Origin of the sequence: Vibrio sinensis (genome assembly GCF_003605645.1) — a bacterium.
In the GTDB taxonomy this organism is placed as follows: domain Bacteria; phylum Pseudomonadota; class Gammaproteobacteria; order Enterobacterales; family Vibrionaceae; genus Vibrio; species Vibrio sinensis.
On sequence record NZ_QVMU01000001.1, the window covers coordinates 555525 to 574291 of the forward strand.

An 18767-nucleotide genomic window follows, 5' to 3' on the forward strand; every position below is an offset into this window, starting at 1 on the left:
GTGAGCCGTTACAAAAGGTAACTCAAATGATAATTAAACCAGAAATTCAAGGGGTTGTAGCCCGTAGTGCGCACCCTCTAGGCTGTGAACAAGCTGTCTTAAAGCAGATTGACTATGTCCGACAAGCAAAACCCATCTCAAATGGTCCAAAGCGAGTTCTTATCATCGGAGCTTCTTCTGGCTTTGGACTTGCTGCTCGTATCGCTCTCGCATTCGGCGGCTCGAAAGCGGATACCATTGGCGTTTCTCTAGAACGCGCTCCCTCTAAAAATCACGTAGGATCTGCTGGCTTTTACAATAATTACTACTTCCGTAAACATGCTACGAAAGAAGGTCGCATTGCGATCAATATTCATGGTGATGCGTTTTCAAAACAAACCAAAGAACAAGTTATCGAGGCTATCGAGACTTACTTTGAAGGGGAAGTTGATCTCATCATCTACAGTGTCGCAAGTGGTACTCGTACAAATTGTGAAACGGGTGAGATGTGGCGTTCAGCGATCAAACCAGTTGGCAACTCAGTATCTGGTAGCACCATTATGCTAGAAAATGATGCTTGGGTTGAAAGTTCACTAGAACCTGCCACGTCAGAGGAAGCCGAAGCGACACTCAAGGTAATGGGTGGTGAAGATTGGGAATCTTGGATTGATACATTGATCAATGCGGAATCGATTGGAGAGGGATGTAAAACTATCGCATTTTCTTATATGGGGCCAGAAATAACCCACCCTATCTATTTGGATGGCACTTTAGGACGCGCTAAGATTGATCTGCACCAAACAAGTCACTCTCTCAATTTAAAACTGGCAAACTTTGATGGCGGAGCTTACGCAACCGTGTGTAAAGCATTGGTGACTAAAGCGAGCGTCTTCATTCCTGGATTAACTCCTTACCTCATTTCTCTCTATCGAGTGATGAAAGAAAAAGGAACACATGAGGGCTGTATTGAACAAATGCAGCGTCTCTTTAGCGATAAACTATTCAATCAAACAGTCCCAGTTGACGGCGAACGACTGATTCGCATGGATGATTTGGAACTAGAGCCAGAAACTCAGAACGAGGTTCGTCTTCTAATGAATAGCATGAATAGTGAAAACTTTGCTCAACTAGGCGATTACGCTGGTTTGAAAGATGAATTTTTGCAACTCAATGGTTTTGGGTTTAGTGGTGTAGATTACGACGCTCCAGCCAATATTGATAAATACATCAAAGCATCTACCTGTTAAATCAGGTCTCATTTTTGAGAAATCGCTAAATTGATTAAGCCCCGTTCTATATACGGGGCTTTTTTTTGTTACATTACTCGCAGTTTTTAATCTTAACAAATTAAAGCCTTACGGTTACGACTTTGAGTCACTTCCATTCAAAACGATAAATAAAATTCCGCCGCTTGTTCGCTAAAACGTGTCTATCATTACATAAGGGCGGACGTGGAGCGCTCTGGGTTAATATACCCTTTTAAGGACAGCGATTTATGTCAAAGATCAATACTAGCAACTTGCGTATTCCCGAAGAAATGGCCGCAAATTGGCAGAACATTGTCAATTTACTTGCCGAAATTGTTGCCGTTCCTGCCGCACTGATCATGCGCATTCACCCCGATTCAATTGAAGTTGTCGCGAGCAATGACAACACTTCTCAGCCCTATTCTATTGGGGACTCTGAAGCATTACCACAGGGGCTCTATTGCGAAACCGTCGTCCAAGATCAAAAAACTCTGATTGTTGCTAATGCGCTTAAAGACCCGCAATGGGACAAAAATCCTGATATCGCGTTGGGGATGATTGCCTACTGCGGCATGCCGATTAATTGGCCTAATGGGGAGCCTTTTGGCACAATTTGCATTCTCGACACGAAAGAAAACCAATTTAACATCACCTATCAAAATTTAATGGGTAACTTTCGCCGCGCTATCGAGTCGCAAATTGAAACCTTATATCAAAATGAAAAGTTAAAACTCCTCAATTACGAGCTTAAATCCAGAGTTAAAACCCGTACCCAAGACCTTGTTGATCTTAATTATTCGCTAAATGTGGAGATTGATCGGCGAAGAGCAGCAGAACAAAAAATTCGTTATCAACAACGCCATGACCTTGGTACAGGGTTTCTCAACCGAAATTCATTAGAAATTGAAACCGAACAATACATCAAAGAGTACCTTACTAGCCCTAAGCAAGAGGTAGCCGCATTACACATTGGCTTTACTAATGGACAGCGTATTCAATCAAAGTATGGCTACTCTGTTTGGGAGAATATATTAATTCAATATCGTGAGCGCCTTGGAGATCTCACTCGCTATAACGTATTAACAGCACGACCAACCTCCTCTCATTTAGTATTACTGCTGCAATCAACTCAACTTGAAGAACATCTCAACGAACTCTGCCATATTTTGGTTGATGTTGGTCACTCCGAGTTTTCTGTAGACGGCGATAAGCTACATCTACATGCCTATATAGGCATCAGTACCACCAATGATAGTGCCTCGGCCCAGAGCATCTTAAAGCAAGCGGCAGAAGCAATGCAGTCATGCAAAGATTCTGGTCATAAATTCAGCTATTACTCCCAAGCTATTTCTGATGTCCAGAAACATATTAATCAACTAGAGAGCTACTTACTTCAGGCCGTAAGAAACGATGATCTTTTACTCTACTTCCAACCTAAAGTTGAACCAGAAACCCATCGATGGACTGGTGCTGAAGCACTACTTCGCTGGCGCCATCCCATCCTAGGTGACGTTTCCAATGAAACACTGATTCATCTTGCGGAACAAAATGGCTTGATCTTTGAGGTCGGGAACTTTGTTCTACGTTCTGCAATACAAAAAGCATCAGAATGGGTGAGTCAGGTTCCCGATTTCAAAATTGCGGTGAACATTTCTCCCGTTCAATTGAAGAACCCTCATTTTACCGAACAAATCCAAGAGCTTTTAACCACTTATAATTTACCTCCAAACTATCTCGAACTTGAGGTAACGGAAAGCAGTTTGATTGCCGACGAAATAGTGGCGAAGAATACTCTGTCGTCTCTCAACGCGTTAGGCGTGACATTGTCACTTGATGACTTTGGTACTGGATACGCTTCATTCAACTATCTGAAGAAGTTTCCTTTCGATGGCATAAAGATAGACAAAAGTTTTATTCATCAACTCGAACACTCGACAGAGGATGAAGAAATTGTTCGTTCTATTATCAGCGTTGCGAAAAAACTCAACCTTTCTGTAACCGTAGAAGGGGTTGAAACGCTCCACCATGCCACATTTATCATTAACGAAGGCTGTGAAGTTGGCCAAGGCTTCTTTTACGGTAAACCGATGCCATGCGATGAATTCGAGCTAAGTTTGTTCAATCAGAACTATCTAAACAATCTAAATGGCACCTATCAATAGTTGTTGCTTTACTCTGAGGCGCGCGATTTCTATAATCCCCGCAATTCTCGTCACATAATGTGAGTCCCTATGGATCAGCTAATCGCGGTCTTGAAAAAGATCGAAAAACAAAACTATCGCGCATACCAACAAATCAAAGGTCAATATGACTTTGGTGATTACACTTTCTTCATTGATTATGTTCAAGCCGATCCATACGCGTCAGCATCTCGTGTTCGTGCGTTTCGTCCTTGGTCATTGACTGGATTAGATTGGTTAAAAGACAAATCTGAAGTTTATCAAATGGCGGCACGCGATTTTATCGCTCGTCAATTTGCTGAATTTGCAAAACAAGACAACCTGATTAGCATCGCGTTAAGTGGTCAAACAGTGTTGGACAGCACTGCGGTATTGTTTACAGAAGAAGGGATTGAACTTCGATTCCGTGCAAACTTGCCTGCTGAAGGTCGTTCAGTTCTTGGCAAAAAGACCATTAACCTACTGACTTTCCATTTGCCTAAGTTTATCCGCCGCGCGACTATCGAGCGTGAATTAGACAAGGCTGCTCTGCTGAAACACTGTGAAGTCGTTGAAGACCAAAATGCGCTACGTGAACAGCTCGCTGAACGTAACCTAATTGCATTTGTCGGCAATGGCTCAGTATTACCACGTCTTGCTGGTAACTGTGATTTCCCGATGAAAGAGGCTGTACCATTTACGGCACCAGAATCACTTGAAATCACGCTAGAAACACCAAACCAAGGTCCAATTAAAGGAATGGGCGTTCCAAAAGGAATTACCTTGATCGTTGGTGGTGGCTTCCATGGTAAATCAACATTGCTGAATGCGATTGAACGTTCAATCTATGATCATATCCCTGGTGATGGACGCGAGAGAATTGTTACCAATCGTGATGCAATGAAGATCCGTGCTGAAGATGGCCGCAGTGTGCAGCATTTAAGCCTATCGAACTACATCAACCATTTACCTATGGGTAAAGACACTCGTGACTTTTCGACTCAAGATGCTTCTGGCTCTACGTCACAAGCGGCTTGGTTACAAGAATCTATCGAAGCTGGTGTTCATGCGTTACTGATTGATGAAGATACGTCAGCGACTAACTTCATGATTCGTGATGAGCGCATGCAAGCGCTTGTGAGTAAAGGTGAAGAGCCAATCACTCCACTAGTAGACCGCATTGGTCAGTTGCGTGATGACATGGAGATTTCTACCATTATCGTTATGGGTGGCTCAGGTGACTACCTTGACGTTGCTGACACTGTCATTCAAATGCACGATTACCAACCAGTTAACGTGACTGAAAAAGCACGTAAAGTTGTTGAGATGCATCCAACCCAACGTACTAACGAATGTGAAAGCCCACTGGAAACTTTCCTACCTCGTTCATTCAACCGCGTAGTGCTGCATTCAATTTTAGCCGATGGTAAATTCCGTGTATCTGCTAAAGGTAAAGAGTCTTTGCGCTTTGGTAAAGAATTCACTGACCTTACTGCTCTCGAGCAGCTTGAGTCGAGCTCTGAAATCAATGCTATTGGTTGGTTGTGGTTCCAAATGGCACAAAATTCAGGTTGGTCAACAAACCCAGCTAAAGAGTTTTCTCAAATGTTAAATGATCAATGGCACAACAACATGCCAAAACAGGGTGATTTAGCTAAGCCACGTGTATTAGATGTAATGGCAGCATTGAACCGTTTACGTAAAGGTCAATTTAACGTTGCTAAATAATGAGTGATGGCGTGTGGCTAGCATTCTTTTAGTCACACAACACCACCTATCATGATTACAAATATCACGATGAAAAAAGCGCCTCAGAAATTAGGCGCTTTTTATTTGTCTAAATCGATAACTTAGCGAAAGCGCCCTATTATTCTCTTAATACCTGCCAAGCATTACATAACTCGCGAAAGCGATGGGGATCACCTCCTTTACGGTCAGGATGCCAACGCAAGGCGAGTTTACGCCAACGCTTTCTAATTTCTGTTTGATTCGCGTCGATTTGAAGTTCAAATAGGGTTAATGCTTTCGTTCGACTAACAGAACAGTCACCACCTTGATGAACGTGTTGGTGATATCGAGTCCAAAACGAACGAAGCAATCGAGTAATTTCCTTTTCATCCGCTTCATAGTTAAGCCAATCTGAATAGTACTCTCTTAATGGATCATTAATATCGACATAGTGCGAATTTGATAAGCCTCCCCGCATCAGCACAATATCCATTGCTTGGACCTGCAACCATTGCCCAGGAAAAAGTGTTTCCTGTAATTGATATAACGCATTCATAATCAAGAAGTTGCGCTTAAATAAGTCTTTGTTTGCATCAGAATCAAGTTGAGGCATTAATTGCTTGTCACATAAAGCGTTTGCCAGTGTATGTACTTTCCAACCTGATGGGGAACGTTCTAATAAAGACAAAATTGGCCAAAGAAGCGGGTTTTCCGGTGCATCGCTTCCTTTGATTGCAACGTGGTGGGTCATTTAATAGCTATTCCAATCATTCCTTTCCATTATTATTAATCAAACATTATGCATACATAGTTGTCGAGCCTGACTCATCAGTAATGATAACGCGGTACCAAACAAAAGCATTAGAAAAGCTCGCTACTCATCAGAATAATCCATCTGCTAGAAACTCGACAAGAGAGCTTATGAGCGCAAAAAACCTAGAAACCTAGAAACCTAGAAACGACCATTTTGCGTTGAAGTATAAGTAGAATAGAAAAAGACATAAAAAAACCGACATCAAACGTTTCATTTAATGTCGGTTCTAAAAATGACTAAAGCTAAAATTTTAGCAAAACCTAACGTCTACCACGGCCTGCGTGAATCTTTAGCTTCGCTTTCATTTTACGTTTTTCAGCCGATCGACTATTTCTACGTTGACCACCCTCGGTATCCAACGTTTCTCTCAAACTTGGTTCAAAACCTTGAAGCCATTCTTGCGGTAGTCGGGTATCTAACAAGCGTTCAATCGCCTCAAGCAGATAATGTTCATCTTGACTCATCAAAGAGACAGCTAACCCAGCTTGACCGGCACGGCCTGTTCGACCGATACGGTGAACATAATCTTCAGCTTTATAAGGCATATCGAAGTTAACGACCTGCTCTAGCTGGTGGATATCTAGGCCACGAGCAGCAACGTCCGTCGCGATTAACGCGCGAACTTTACCAGATTTGAAATCATCCAATGCTTTTTGACGTGCGCCCTGACTCTTATCACCATTGATGGAAGCCGCTTTAATGCCATCAAGTTTAAGCTCTTTCGCCAGCGCATCACTACCCTGCTTAGTTTTTGTAAACACAAGCACCTGTTGCCAGTTTTTCGAACCAATCAGAAACGCTAGCAATTCTGATTTGCGTTTTTTATCGACTGGATAAACCATTTGCTTAACGTTTTCTGCCGTACTGTTGGTCGGTGTCACCTGAACTTCAATAGGCTCATTCATCATCTTGTAGGCAATTTCTTTGATTTTTTTATCAAATGTTGCAGAGAAGAACAGAGTTTGACGCTCTTTGGCCATTTTACCCAAAATACGTTTTATATCCGGCATAAAGCCCATATCTAACATGCGATCAGCTTCATCAAGTACTAAAAAACTGGTTTTCCACAAGTTGATGTTTTTACAGAAAAGGTGATCAATTAAGCGACCAGGTGTCGCTATCAGTACATCACAACCCGACTGAAGATTTTGGGTTTGAATGCGCATGCTCGTACCACCGTAAGCGGTCACCACTTTAAGGTCGCTTCCTTTTGCGTACGCTGATACATTATCAAATACTTGCTGAGCCAATTCACGAGTCGGCACAAGCACTAAGGCTTGCACATCATTACTTTGAATGTCTCTTTTTGCGCCTTTTTCCATCAGCAATTGAATGATAGGTAAGCCGAACGCAGCGGTTTTACCGGTACCTGTTTGAGCCCCAGCCAATACATCTTTTCCAGTTAAAACTGCTGGAATACCATGTACTTGGACATCGGTTGGTTGGCTGAAACCTAATTCAGAAACAGTGTTAACCAGTAGATCGGATAACCCTAATTGTTTAAATGCTGATGACATGTGACTAGTTCTCGAATTTCATGAGGCAGGGATTCTATACTCTTCTGCCTCAGTTAGGCTAGAGTTTATGTTGTTTTGATGCATTTAAAACTTGTGGATACAAGCGTAGAAACAATGCATTAAGTTCGTTGTAGTAACGCTCTATGAAAGCAAAACTGTTTTCCAGCTCTCTCATTCTCGGTGAGCGTTTAGACATACGTTGCAGAGCAAACTCAATATTACTTAATTGAGCATAAGACGCTAACCAACCATCATTCCACATCCAAGTAGAGACGTTGATATACCGTTCTGGTAGTTCAAAGTCACTATCTCGCTTCACTCGCGACTTTGCACTATCACAAAAATCATCCAGTGAACTATGATGAAATTGACTCCAATTGACGGCTAAACAGTGATCCCAGAATACATCTAATGCAATCCCTGAAAAACGTCGGTTACTCTGGTCAAAATAGGATTTAGCCTCACGCATGATATCGTGAGTATCTGTGTACGAATCGACAAAACGATGCAGTCGAATACCTTTAACGATATCGGCTCGGTAAACCAAGCTAGGATCACCTTTTACAAAGTCCCCTAACAAGTTTCCAAGCAAGCTTGATTGACAGTGTTCTGCGATGTGTAAATGTGCGAGAAAGTTCATGAACAATATTTTTGTCGAGTTAACTACTATTCATAAAAGCACAAAGCCAGCGCGAATGCACTGGCTACTGGTAAGAACGTAAGTGATCAGCCTACGACTTAAAGTGTTTCAAGAAGCTCTTCAAGCATTTGCTCGTATTCAGTAAGATTCATACCGATTTCAAGCGCATCAAGTAGCTCCAAGCTCTCTTCACTATGTGTTTGGTCACTCATTGGGACCTCCATTTATTAACTTGTTTATATCACTCCGACCTTACGTCTCTAATACATCAAGAGATACACACCTGAATCTCGTATCAAAACGCAACGGTAGGATAAAACAGCCGCTCCTTTACGCCCTTTGTACATGAGAACATGCTCTAATGAAAGAGCATGACGATCTATTTATCATCATATCGCTCCGAAAACGATTGCTAAGAGTATAAATGGCCCAACTATCGTAACCGTAAATTAATGTGTACATTAATGGATAATAAATTATACAAAGTTGTTGACGAACAGACGAATCTTTTACAAAATCAGACTCCACCTAGCCTTAACTGCTAATTGATTTTCAATTAGTAGTCTAAGCTGACTGTCTATTAGCTATAATGTAAAGAATGGTATACAGAATGAGTAAATCAAAGGTAATCGGAAGTACTTTGATCATTGCTGGCACTACAATTGGCGCGGGCATGCTTGCCTTGCCAATTGCTTCTGCTGGTATTGGATTTGGCACCTCACTATTAATCATGGTTGTTTTGTGGGCGTTAATGTCTTATACCGCCCTAATTATGGTTGAGCTTCATCAACACGCAGACAGTGATGCAACTTTGCACACTTTGGCTAAACAGATCCTTGGCAGCAAAGGAAAATGGGTCGCAAGCTTCGCTATGCTGTTCCTTTTTTACTCTTTGTGCGCAGCCTACATTGCTGGCGGTGGTGCACAATTTGGTGAACGTATTTCACAATTCACCAATATTGAACTGTCACCTATGGTTGGGACGATTCTTTTCACCATCATCGTTGCTAGCGTAGTCACACTAGGCACGGCCTCTGTAGATAAAGTAAACCGCACTTTGTTTCTTCTTAAATTGATTGCAATGGCGACCGTACTGGTCTTTTTAGCTCCAAACGTGACGGAGTCTTACTTACTCAGTATGCCAATCCAACAAGGATTGATCGTTGCTGCTATTCCTGTCATTTTTACTTCGTTTGGTTTTCACGGCAGCATTCCTGCGATTGTTAAATACCTAGATGGCAATACTCGCTCTCTTCGCACTGCGATTATTATCGGCTCTGCGATTCCACTGATTATTTACGTATTCTGGCAGTTAGTCACACTTGGCGTGGTTAGCCAAAGTAGCCTCTTAGAAAACCAAGGCTTGAGCGCCCTAATTAACACCTTAGCGGCAACAGTAAATGAATCAAACCTCACTAACACGATCGGTATTTTCGCTGACCTTGCGTTGTTAACCTCTTTTCTTGGTGTGAGCTTAGGATTGTTTGAGTTCCTTGGCGATTCAATCAAATCGAAAACCACCAAAGACACACGTGTTATCACTGCTTTGATTACATTTTTACCGCCAATGGGTTTTGCTCTGTTCTACCCACAAGGCTTTATTATGGCACTAGGTTATGCAGCCATTGCCCTAGCGATTCTTGCAATCTTCTTACCGATTGTGATGGCAAAAAAAGTGCGTTCTACCCAAACAGAAGCAGCCGAAGGTTACCGTGTATTTGGTGGACAAATGGGTCTAGGGGTTTGTTTTAGCTTCGGTGTAATGATTGTAGTCGCACAAGTACTGATCACAGTTGGGGTTCTACCAGCACTTGGTTAAGCAAGCCAAAGCCGAACAATAAAATTTGGTTGTTAAAACATCAAAAAGCTTGGTTTTCCAAGCTTTTTTTGTTCATCCATGCAGGACCCTGGCAGATCGTGTACCATAAACAGACATGCCAATCGTATCTGGATGCCTAATGGAAGCCGAATTACTCGAGATTAAGAACTTTCTCTCTCAGCACCCTCCTTTCGATGAACTCGAAGATGAAGTGCTCAACTACGTCACCAATCACATCGAAATATCTTATTACCGACAAGATTCTCCCATCATTCATTTTGGTGATCATATTCAAGATCTCTACATGGTGCGTTCGGGTGTTGTGGAGGTTTACCGTCGTAAAGGTGAACTCTATAACCGAATTGATGAGGGTGCACTATTTGGTCAAATGGGGTTACTCACCAACAATAAAGTTCGTTTCCCTGCTAAAGCCATTCGAGACACCTTACTTTATTGTATTCCAGAAGCGGTGTTTGTTGAGCTATACGAAAATCATGAGGTCTTTGCTGACTTTGTTGAAGTTGAAGATAGCGCGCGTCTACGTAATGCGGTTTCCAGTAGCCAGGAACAAAACGACCTCACCACCTCAAAAGTGACAACGTTACTAAATCGTGATGCCCCCTTTGTTTATGCCTCGGAGTCAATCCAGAACGCAGCGATTAAAATGGCCGAAGAGAATGTCTCCTCGTTGTTAATTATCGACCCTGAGATCCAAGATGATGATGAAGATGATAATACACCGCTTGTTGGCATCATTACAGACCGAGACCTTTGCACTCGAGTGCTAGCACAAGGTGTTGATGCCAATGAACCTGTTTCACATGTCATGTCGACTGACGTTATCTCGCTCGACCATAATGCTTATGTCTATGAAGCGATGCTCACCATGTTGCGCTATAACGCGCACCACTTGCCCGTACTAAAAGATAGAAAACCCATTGGCATCATTGAAGCGACCGATATCGTTCGTTATGAATCTCAAAACTCCCTACTGTTAGTAAGCTCCATATTCCAACAGCAATCTTTCGATGAGCTTGCCTCGTTATCTGAACAACTCAAAGACAGCTTCGTTAGATTGGTTAACGAAGATGCCAACTCACATATGGTCGGCAGTGCCATGTCTGTCATCGGTAGAAGCTTTAAGCAACGAATCATTGAATTGGCAGAAGAAGAATTGGGCACGGCTCCTATTCCATTTTGTTTCTTAGCCCTTGGGTCGATGGGACGTGATGAACAACTGCTTGTTACGGATCAAGACAACGCCATCATCCTTGATGATAGCTACGATGCAGAAGTTCACGGAGAGTATTTCGCACAACTATCAACATTAGTGTGCGATGGCTTGGCAAAGTGCGGCTACACGTATTGCACTGGCGATATTATGGCAACCAACCCGGAATGGCGGATGACCCGAACCGAATGGGAAGAATGTTTTGCTGATTGGATTGATAATCCAAACCCGAAAGCACTACTCAATGCTTCTATTTTCTTCGATCTCGTTGGGGTTTATGGACGCTTAAAATGGGCTGAACAACTTAACGGGTTTATCGTTAGAAGAGCACGTAAAAACAACCGTTTCCTTGCATGTTTGGCTCGTAACGCTATGAATCGCACGCCACCACTGGGCTTTTTCAAAGACTTTGTGATGGAAAAAGATGGCCGACACAAAAACTCAATTAATCTTAAACGTCGTGGTACAGCCCCTCTTGCTGACGTGATTCGTGTCCATGGTTTAGCCGTTGGGTCTCGTTCACAAAACTCTTTTGAACGCCTTGATGACATTGAAGATGCAGGCATTTTACCGAAAGGAAAAGCTCGAGACTTACGTGATGCACTGGAATTCATTTCAATGGTGCGCATTCGTCACCAAGCTTATGACGTTCAAAATGAGATTGAGCCCGACAATAATATTGAGCCAGAAAATCTGTCTGATTTTGAACGAAGAAACTTGAAAGATGCATTTCAGATTTTAAGCAACGCGCAAAACTTCCTTAAGTTTCGTTACCAAGCCAGCAACAGCTTTAAATAAGGAACAATGAAATTATGAAACGATTATTTCAAATTCCTATGGTTGATTGGCCTAGAAAGTTTGAGCAAAAAAGTAAGCAATGTCAGCACCCTGCCTTAAAACAGTTTTATAGTGTGCCATTACCCAGTGCGTCTACACCTTTAGAAGAGGTGACATTCTTAGCCATGGATTTCGAAACAACTGGCTTGAACTCAAATAACGATGAAATCATTACTATTGGAACGGTTCCTTTTAACCTCAATAGGATTTTCATTAATCAAGCAAAACACTGGACTGTGCGACCTAGGCGACCTCTCGAGGAGGAATCGGTCATCATTCACGGAATCACTCATAGCGACATATTGCATGCTCCTGATATAAGTGAACTTTTTCCGGAGGTACTAGAAGAACTCGCTGGACGAGTTACTGTGGTTCACTACCAACGCATCGAACGCGAGTTTTTCGATATCACATTACGTAACCGCATCAATGAGGGGGTCGAATTTCCCTTACTTGATACCTTAGCTATTGAAGCCGATATTCAAGCAAAGCATTTTGGCGGTCTGATTAATAAATTAAAGGGTAAGCGACCAAACTCGGTCCGTTTAGGTGCGAGTCGTCAACGCTATGGCTTACCACCATACACACCACATCATGCTCTAACCGATGCGATTGCAACGGCCGAATTACTTCAAGCCCAAATCGCGCACCACTACGATAGAACTTCCCCGATTGGTAGAATATGGTTATAAACAGGCTTATGCATTAACGTCATGACTTAAAGGAAGTTGATGTCTGATAAGTGTAACCACCTGATCTTTATTGATATACCAGGTGGTTTTTCAATCAAAAAACCACACTTCTTAATCTTTTTCTTTCCGTGATGTTCTCACCACTTCCACCAAACACAACCACAACCACTGAGTGATACCAGCCGAAAAGATGTAAATTATTAGTCAAATTACCTTAAAGTTTACAAGGTAGCAGTCGATAATACCCGAATAAGCATTTGGCTTCATAATTTATAACTACCAAGGCATTAGGATGTACAACTTTCGTTATATGAAAATTAAGCATAAGATCGTACTCGGCATCGCCGTTGCTGTCTTAGCTTCCACCGTGCTCGTTGGCGTTTTAGCCCAGCAAAAAGCAAAAGAAGTATTGACGCATCGCTTAGTCGATATTGAGCTGCCTTTAACGCTCGATCATATTAAAAATGAAGTGAATGGTGAAGTTTCTCAGTTAATCTCTGCAGCAACTCAAATTGCCAATAATGAATTCTTACTCGATGCCATTGCCGTTGAGGATCGCGATCCAGTCGTTGAACAAAAGTTAGTTCAACAGCTGAATAATGTCCGTGACCAATACCAGTTAATGGACGCAACAATAGCCAATCGTCAAACCGCTTATTTCTGGAACCAAAACGGCTTTTTGAGACAATTAAATAAAGTCGAAGACAACTGGTTTTTTGGTTTTACTGAATCGAATCAAGAAACATCAGTAAGCATCTTCCAAGAAACCAATGGCGATGTGAAAATGTTCGCTAATTTCCAACAACTTAATGGCATGAGCATGTCAGGACTATCTAAGTCTTTAAATGACATGGTCTCTCTACTTAATGGTCTTAAAATTGAAGAAACCGGGTTTGTATTTCTTGCTGATAGCGACGGTAGAATCAAAATACACCACCAGTCAGGTATGCTGGAATCCACACTCTCTTCTATATATGGGCCTGAGGCGAGCAAGCTACTAAATACTCACGGCTTTAATATGATTCGCAGTACATTAAACGGACAAGAAGTGCTTGTAGCGACGACTTATATTGAATCGATGAAATGGTATGCCGTTGGCGTAGTACCAGTCGATGAAGTGTTCGCCGACCTTAACGATACCGCGAAGCAAATCACCATGTTCACCCTCGCTATTGCTGTCGCGTTCATTTTTATCGGACTAATACTCGCCAGTAGCATAACTAAACCGATTGAAAGCTTAGAGAAAACGTTTACGCAGTTAGGCCAAGGTGGTGGTGATTTAGCACAACGTATCGAAGTCAATGGCAACGATGAAATGGCAAAATTGGCATTAGGCTTTAATAGCTTTATAGAAAAGATCCACCAAACGATTAGTGATGTGGCAGAAACAAGCTATGCCCTACAAGAAGCTGCATCTGGTGTTGCCAGTAAAGCAAGCACGACGTATGACAATAGCCAAAATCAGCGTGATCAAACCATTCAAGTGGTCGCCGCGATTAATGAAATGGGTGAAACTATTAATGAAATCGCTTCAAACGCAGCATTAGCAGCGCAAATTGCCGGTACTGCGGAATCAAATACAGAGCAAGGCCGCTTTGTTGTTGAACAAGCCAAAGAAGCGATTAGCCACTTAGCAGCCAACAATGCACAAACGGAAGAGGTGGTTAAAGAGCTCGCTTCCACAACGCAAAGCATTGGCTCTATCTTGGAAGTCATTCGAGCGATCTCTGAGCAAACCAACCTACTCGCACTTAACGCAGCAATTGAAGCCGCGCGTGCAGGTGAACAAGGTCGAGGTTTTGCCGTCGTTGCTGACGAAGTTCGAAACCTAGCCAGCCGTACAGCTGATTCAACAGATGAAATTCAGAAAATGATCAACAAGCTTCAAGCCGATGCTAGAAATGCCGTCGTCGCGATGGAAGCTGGTCAATCAGTGACACAAGATGGGGTTGTCTCATCAGATAAAGCCGTTGAAATGCTACAAACGATTTCTGCGCATATTAATGACATCTCAGATCGTAATACGCAAGTCGCAACAGCAACCGAAGAGCAATCAACCGTGGTTTACACCATCAATGAAAACATTTATGCCATCAATAGCATTAATGAAATGACGACCACCACAGCGCAAGAATTGGCAACGGCGAGCCAAGAGTTACAAACCTTATCTCGTCGTTTAGATTCAATCGTTAATACTTTTAAGTTGTAACTACGACTTTGAAACATTAACGCTGATGGCTCTTTTACTCAGTGACCTCATGGTTTCAAGAGGTCACATTGAAGTATTAAACAAAAAAACCGCCTTACACGTAAGGCGGTTTTTTATTACTTATTAGAATGTCGTTAATAACGTTCGGTTCGCATCCCCATGATTAAGCTCACGCACATCATAAGTAATACGAAAGTAAACGGTAATGCCGTAGAGATGGCCCCTGCTTGCAGTGCTTGTACCGCCTCTGTGCCACCGATCCAAAGCAGTGCAACTGCAATCGCACCTTCCATAAACGCCCAGAAAATGCGCTGTAACACTGGAGCATCAACCTTACCACCAGCGGTAATACTATCGATAACCAATGAACCAGAGTCTGATGAGGTGATAAAGAATACCAACACCAACACGACCGCTATAATGGATAACACAGTGCCGAATGGCATCACATCGAACATTTGGAACATAGCGAGTGATACATCGGTTAAACCTTGCGTACCTAACTGGCCGACATGGTTAACCACTTGATCAATTGCGATACCGCCAAACACAGACATCCATAACAAGGTCACAGCCGTTGGAACCAACAAAACAGCGATCATAAATTGGCGAACCGTACGACCTCTTGAGACACGTGCGATAAACATCCCTACAAATGGCGACCAAGAAATCCACCATGCCCAATAAAACACAGTCCAACCCTGGAACCACGCTTCATCGGTTCTTCCATGAGGGTTACTCAATGGAATAATATTTTCGATATAGGCCATAAAGGTCGTTGGGATATTACCTAGTGCCACGGCGTATCCAACCAAAGCAACAAGAATCAGCAGTAAAAATGCCACAATCATGTTGATGTTACTGATGACTTTAACACCGCCGTCAATTCCTCGGATCACCGAGACAACCGCAAGTAACGTCACAACGGTAATGACAACAATTTGTAGGCCTAGTCCGGCTTCAACGCCAAAGACATGGTGTATGCCACTAGCAGCTTGTTGAGCTCCTAGTCCCAAGGAAGTTGCTAGACCAAACAAGGTTGCCAATACCGCAAGAATATCAACAATATGCCCTGCCCATCCCCAAGCACGATCGCCAAGTATTGGATAGAAAATAGAGCGAATAGAAAGTGGTAAACCTTTATTGTATGCAAAAAATGCGAGTGATAAAGCAACAACACCATAAATAGCCCAAGGGTGAAGTCCCCAGTGATACATGGTCGCACCCATTGCTAAGCCAGCTGCTTCTGGTGTATTTGCTTCTACTCCTAATGGTGTTTCATACCATCCAGTAAAGTAAGCGACTGGTTCGGCGACGCTCCAAAACATCAAGCCGATACCCATACCAGCAGCAAACAGCATAGATAGCCACGATATAAACGAGTAGTCAGGTATTGCATCGGTACCACCAAGTCGAATTCGTCCGAATGGTGACACAATTAATGCTAAACAGAAGATGACAAAAATATTGCCAGACCAGATAAACAACCAATCGAAACTGCCGATGATCTTCCATTTTACGCCATCAAGTACGGTTTTAGCTGATTCGGCATCAAATACCAACGCGGCTACAAGAAATAGCCCAATCAAACCTGCACTAATACCAAAAACAGGGTTATGTACATCAAACCCCCATTTTTGGACATTATCTTGACCTACGGTGTAGTCAGTACTGTCGATACTGTACTTATCAATCCCCTTAGTCATGTGTCCTCTCTTAAGTCGATTTTAAAAACCCGTGCTGCAAATTGAATAAATTTACTTAGAGCAATAATCAGTTTAATTCAATAAACTCGAGCGCGGTTACTGATTATTGTACGCTTAAATAGCATTTATTCTAGGTTATTACGTAAAAAATCGTAATTTATGACTAAAACGGTCCGTTTATGCATGTTTTTTAATCAATCTATGCAGCCTAACGGCCTATAATATATTTTGTACACTAATGATTATTTCATTATTTGACCCTGGGAGAGGCAACAATGATAGCTTCAACTCAGTTACATTTTGATGTATCGTCTCGTGAGTAGTATTTGCCTCAATAGGTCGTAGAGTGGAAAAACACGAAGAAGTCCTCATTTCTATTCGCCAAATCATTCGCGCAATAGATTTGCATTCAAAAAAATTAAGCAAAGAGTCCGGTCTGACGGGTCCACAGTTAATTCTTATGCGCTCAATACGCGAGTTAGGTGAAGTCACTATCCGACAACTTTCGACGCATACCAACATGAGCCAGGCTACCGCCACCACCATTCTTGATCGCCTCGAGCGTAATGGCTTAGTGCAGCGTATTCGCAGCCAATCTGACAAGCGCAAAGTTCATGCACACCTCACCGAGAAAGGGATCGAAGTACTTAATAGCGCACCAATGCCGCTGCAGCAAAGTTTCATCAATAAATTCCAAAAGCTTGAAGATTGGGAACAATCATTATTACTTTCTTCGGTTCAACGTATTTCATCGATGATGAATGCAGAAGATATCGATGTTGCTCCTGTATTAGAGCTAGGAAGCATCGTTAAAACGGAATGACCCCCTATCGGTTTCGTCCTATGAGAGGTGACAGCGGGTTAAATCCCCCACCTCTTAAGACTAAATAGAAACGATATTCGTTACGCAATCAAAAGGTCATAATTTTCTAGGATAAATGATGTTGAAATCGCCATGCCGTGCGGCTTGCAAAAATGTCGGTGGTATTTGCAGTGGATGCTTCCGAACAATGAATGAAATTATTGGTTGGGTTAGTTTGTCTGAGGATCAGCGCTTCAATATAATGAACGCATTAAGTGGTGAGCAATCAACACATGTTTGCCCTACTTGTGATAGCCCAGCTCAATGTGATATTGCTAATGGAAAAGAAACATGTTGGTGTTTTGAATTAGAGAAGCGCGAAATGCCAGCTAACTCTGATGCGAAGTCCTGCTTATGTCGCCAATGTCTCAGTAAACTACCATTAGCCTAGCTTAAAAGAGCATTCGACATATCTACTAAATCGAACGCTCTTTTGTTCTCTACCCAAAAAATAAAGATAAACAATAACTGAACCGTCTCTAGGCATAGATCAAACTATGTTATTGAAATATCTAAACAAGGTAGCGCTATCTATAACTCTAATTTTTACGGGTGCTCAACACTAACGCTGGCTGAGAAAAAACTACCCCATCCCAACCATGCTCAATAAAATTGCGAATATTTTGGTGGTCATCACCTAAAGGATTTTGCAGTACGTCTTCGTGATAGAAACGCCCAAATAACCTTAATGTTTGCGACTGCGACAAAGAATGTAATTGTGCAAATGCAAAAATTTTACAAGAACCACTGTTTTGACCTGCATCGTTGTGTGCCTTCCCATTTTGAAAAGCCACCGGAGAAAAATCATAAGAATCATCAATGACTTTCATTGTTTCCTCAAACGTAATGGTATTCGTCTCGTTGGCTACTTTATCTAAAAACTGCTCTATATCCATTTAGTCTCTTTCCTATTAGAACTTTATTCCTATTGCTACTTAAGACTCAGTTTAAAGGAAGAGCGAAACGAAGAAAAGTGAACGAGTGATTTCCTCCTCACCCCCTACTATTTACAATGTAAACCCAAGCAAAATCAGACAATTAGAGCATTAGTTCCTGAGCGACAATGTACCTTACATCGATATGTATTGAGTTGTTAATGTATATATCCAAGCATCGTTTATTAGGCTGAAATCAATTGGCAACAGCTAACCATTCACATTAGATTATTAATAACACTCATTCCTACCCTTACCAAAGTTCGTTGAATAATTCCTTAGATAGTCCTTATTTAGCATTTCTCGACTATAGATAAAATGTTAGGAATGTATATTACCCCCCATCAAGAGCTGAACTTAATATACCTATTAGAAAAATGGGTTAATTATAA

At 42.0% G+C, this 18767-nt stretch carries 14 protein-coding genes; 9 read left to right on the plus strand and 5 right to left on the minus strand.

From position 1 onward, the window contains the following. The first annotated feature begins 26 nt into the window (after window positions 1-26). The 3 genes from fabV to DZ860_RS02310 all read left to right on the plus strand — a co-directional run bounded on the left by fabV (window position 27) and on the right by DZ860_RS02310 (window position 5113). A complete protein-coding gene (gene fabV / locus DZ860_RS02300; protein WP_120029287.1) occupies window positions 27-1226 on the plus strand; it encodes an enoyl-ACP reductase FabV in 1200 nt (399 codons plus the stop codon). A 248-nt stretch (window positions 1227-1474) separates the two neighbouring features. Next, on the plus strand, window positions 1475-3388 hold the full coding sequence (locus DZ860_RS02305; protein WP_120029288.1) for a sensor domain-containing phosphodiesterase: 1914 nt from the start codon (window positions 1475-1477) through the stop codon (window positions 3386-3388). A 69-nt stretch (window positions 3389-3457) separates the two neighbouring features. Further along, window positions 3458-5113 (plus strand): ABC-ATPase domain-containing protein, encoded by a 1656-nt coding sequence (locus DZ860_RS02310; RefSeq protein WP_120029289.1) that lies wholly within the window; start codon window positions 3458-3460, stop codon window positions 5111-5113. Window positions 5114-5252: 139 nt separating this feature from the next. On the opposite strand, the gene DZ860_RS02315 is transcribed toward DZ860_RS02310, so the two are convergent. The 3 genes from DZ860_RS02315 to DZ860_RS02325 form a co-directional block, all read right to left on the minus strand. Beyond that, a complete protein-coding gene (locus DZ860_RS02315; RefSeq protein ID WP_120029290.1) occupies window positions 5253-5864 on the minus strand; it encodes a DNA-J related domain-containing protein in 612 nt (203 codons plus the stop codon). Window positions 5865-6187: 323 nt separating this feature from the next. Then, window positions 6188-7444 carry a DEAD/DEAH box helicase gene (locus tag DZ860_RS02320; RefSeq protein WP_120029291.1) on the minus strand — a complete coding sequence of 419 codons (1257 nt, stop codon included), beginning with the start codon at window positions 7442-7444 and terminating at the stop codon, window positions 6188-6190. A gap of 58 nt (window positions 7445-7502) precedes the next feature. Further along, window positions 7503-8084 carry an acyl carrier protein phosphodiesterase gene (locus DZ860_RS02325; protein ID WP_120029292.1) on the minus strand — a complete coding sequence of 194 codons (582 nt, stop codon included), beginning with the start codon at window positions 8082-8084 and terminating at the stop codon, window positions 7503-7505. A 610-nt stretch (window positions 8085-8694) separates the two neighbouring features. Between DZ860_RS02325 and DZ860_RS02330 the strand changes: the two genes are divergently transcribed. The 4 genes from DZ860_RS02330 (at window position 8695) to DZ860_RS02345 (ending at window position 14872) form a co-directional block, all read left to right on the plus strand. Continuing rightward, the gene (locus tag DZ860_RS02330; protein WP_120029293.1) at window positions 8695-9903 is read left to right on the plus strand and encodes an aromatic amino acid transport family protein; all 1209 of its coding nucleotides are present in this window, start codon (window positions 8695-8697) and stop codon (window positions 9901-9903) included. A gap of 139 nt (window positions 9904-10042) precedes the next feature. After that, window positions 10043-11932, plus strand: a complete 1890-nt coding sequence (locus DZ860_RS02335) for a DUF294 nucleotidyltransferase-like domain-containing protein (RefSeq protein WP_120029294.1) — start codon at window positions 10043-10045, stop codon at window positions 11930-11932. 14 nt (window positions 11933-11946) lie between these two features. After that, the gene (locus DZ860_RS02340) at window positions 11947-12663 is read left to right on the plus strand and encodes a 3'-5' exonuclease (RefSeq protein ID WP_120029295.1); all 717 of its coding nucleotides are present in this window, start codon (window positions 11947-11949) and stop codon (window positions 12661-12663) included. A 292-nt stretch (window positions 12664-12955) separates the two neighbouring features. Next, window positions 12956-14872, plus strand: coding sequence for a methyl-accepting chemotaxis protein (locus tag DZ860_RS02345; RefSeq protein ID WP_120029296.1), 1917 nt, complete (start codon window positions 12956-12958; stop codon window positions 14870-14872). A gap of 134 nt (window positions 14873-15006) precedes the next feature. Here the strand turns inward: DZ860_RS02345 and DZ860_RS02350 are convergent, their stop codons facing one another. Next, window positions 15007-16578 carry a BCCT family transporter gene (locus DZ860_RS02350; RefSeq protein WP_120029297.1) on the minus strand — a complete coding sequence of 524 codons (1572 nt, stop codon included), beginning with the start codon at window positions 16576-16578 and terminating at the stop codon, window positions 15007-15009. A gap of 346 nt (window positions 16579-16924) precedes the next feature. Between DZ860_RS02350 and DZ860_RS02355 the strand changes: the two genes are divergently transcribed. Further along, window positions 16925-17401, plus strand: coding sequence for a MarR family winged helix-turn-helix transcriptional regulator (locus DZ860_RS02355; RefSeq protein ID WP_120029298.1), 477 nt, complete (start codon window positions 16925-16927; stop codon window positions 17399-17401). Window positions 17402-17522: 121 nt separating this feature from the next. Further along, a complete protein-coding gene (locus DZ860_RS02360) occupies window positions 17523-17831 on the plus strand; it encodes a cysteine-rich CWC family protein (RefSeq protein WP_120029541.1) in 309 nt (102 codons plus the stop codon). Window positions 17832-17979: 148 nt separating this feature from the next. Here DZ860_RS02360 and DZ860_RS02365 read toward each other — a convergent pair whose 3' ends face one another. Next, entirely contained in the window at window positions 17980-18336 is a 357-nt protein-coding gene (locus DZ860_RS02365) for a HopJ type III effector protein (protein ID WP_120029299.1), read from the minus strand. Window positions 18337-18767 lie beyond the last annotated feature (431 nt).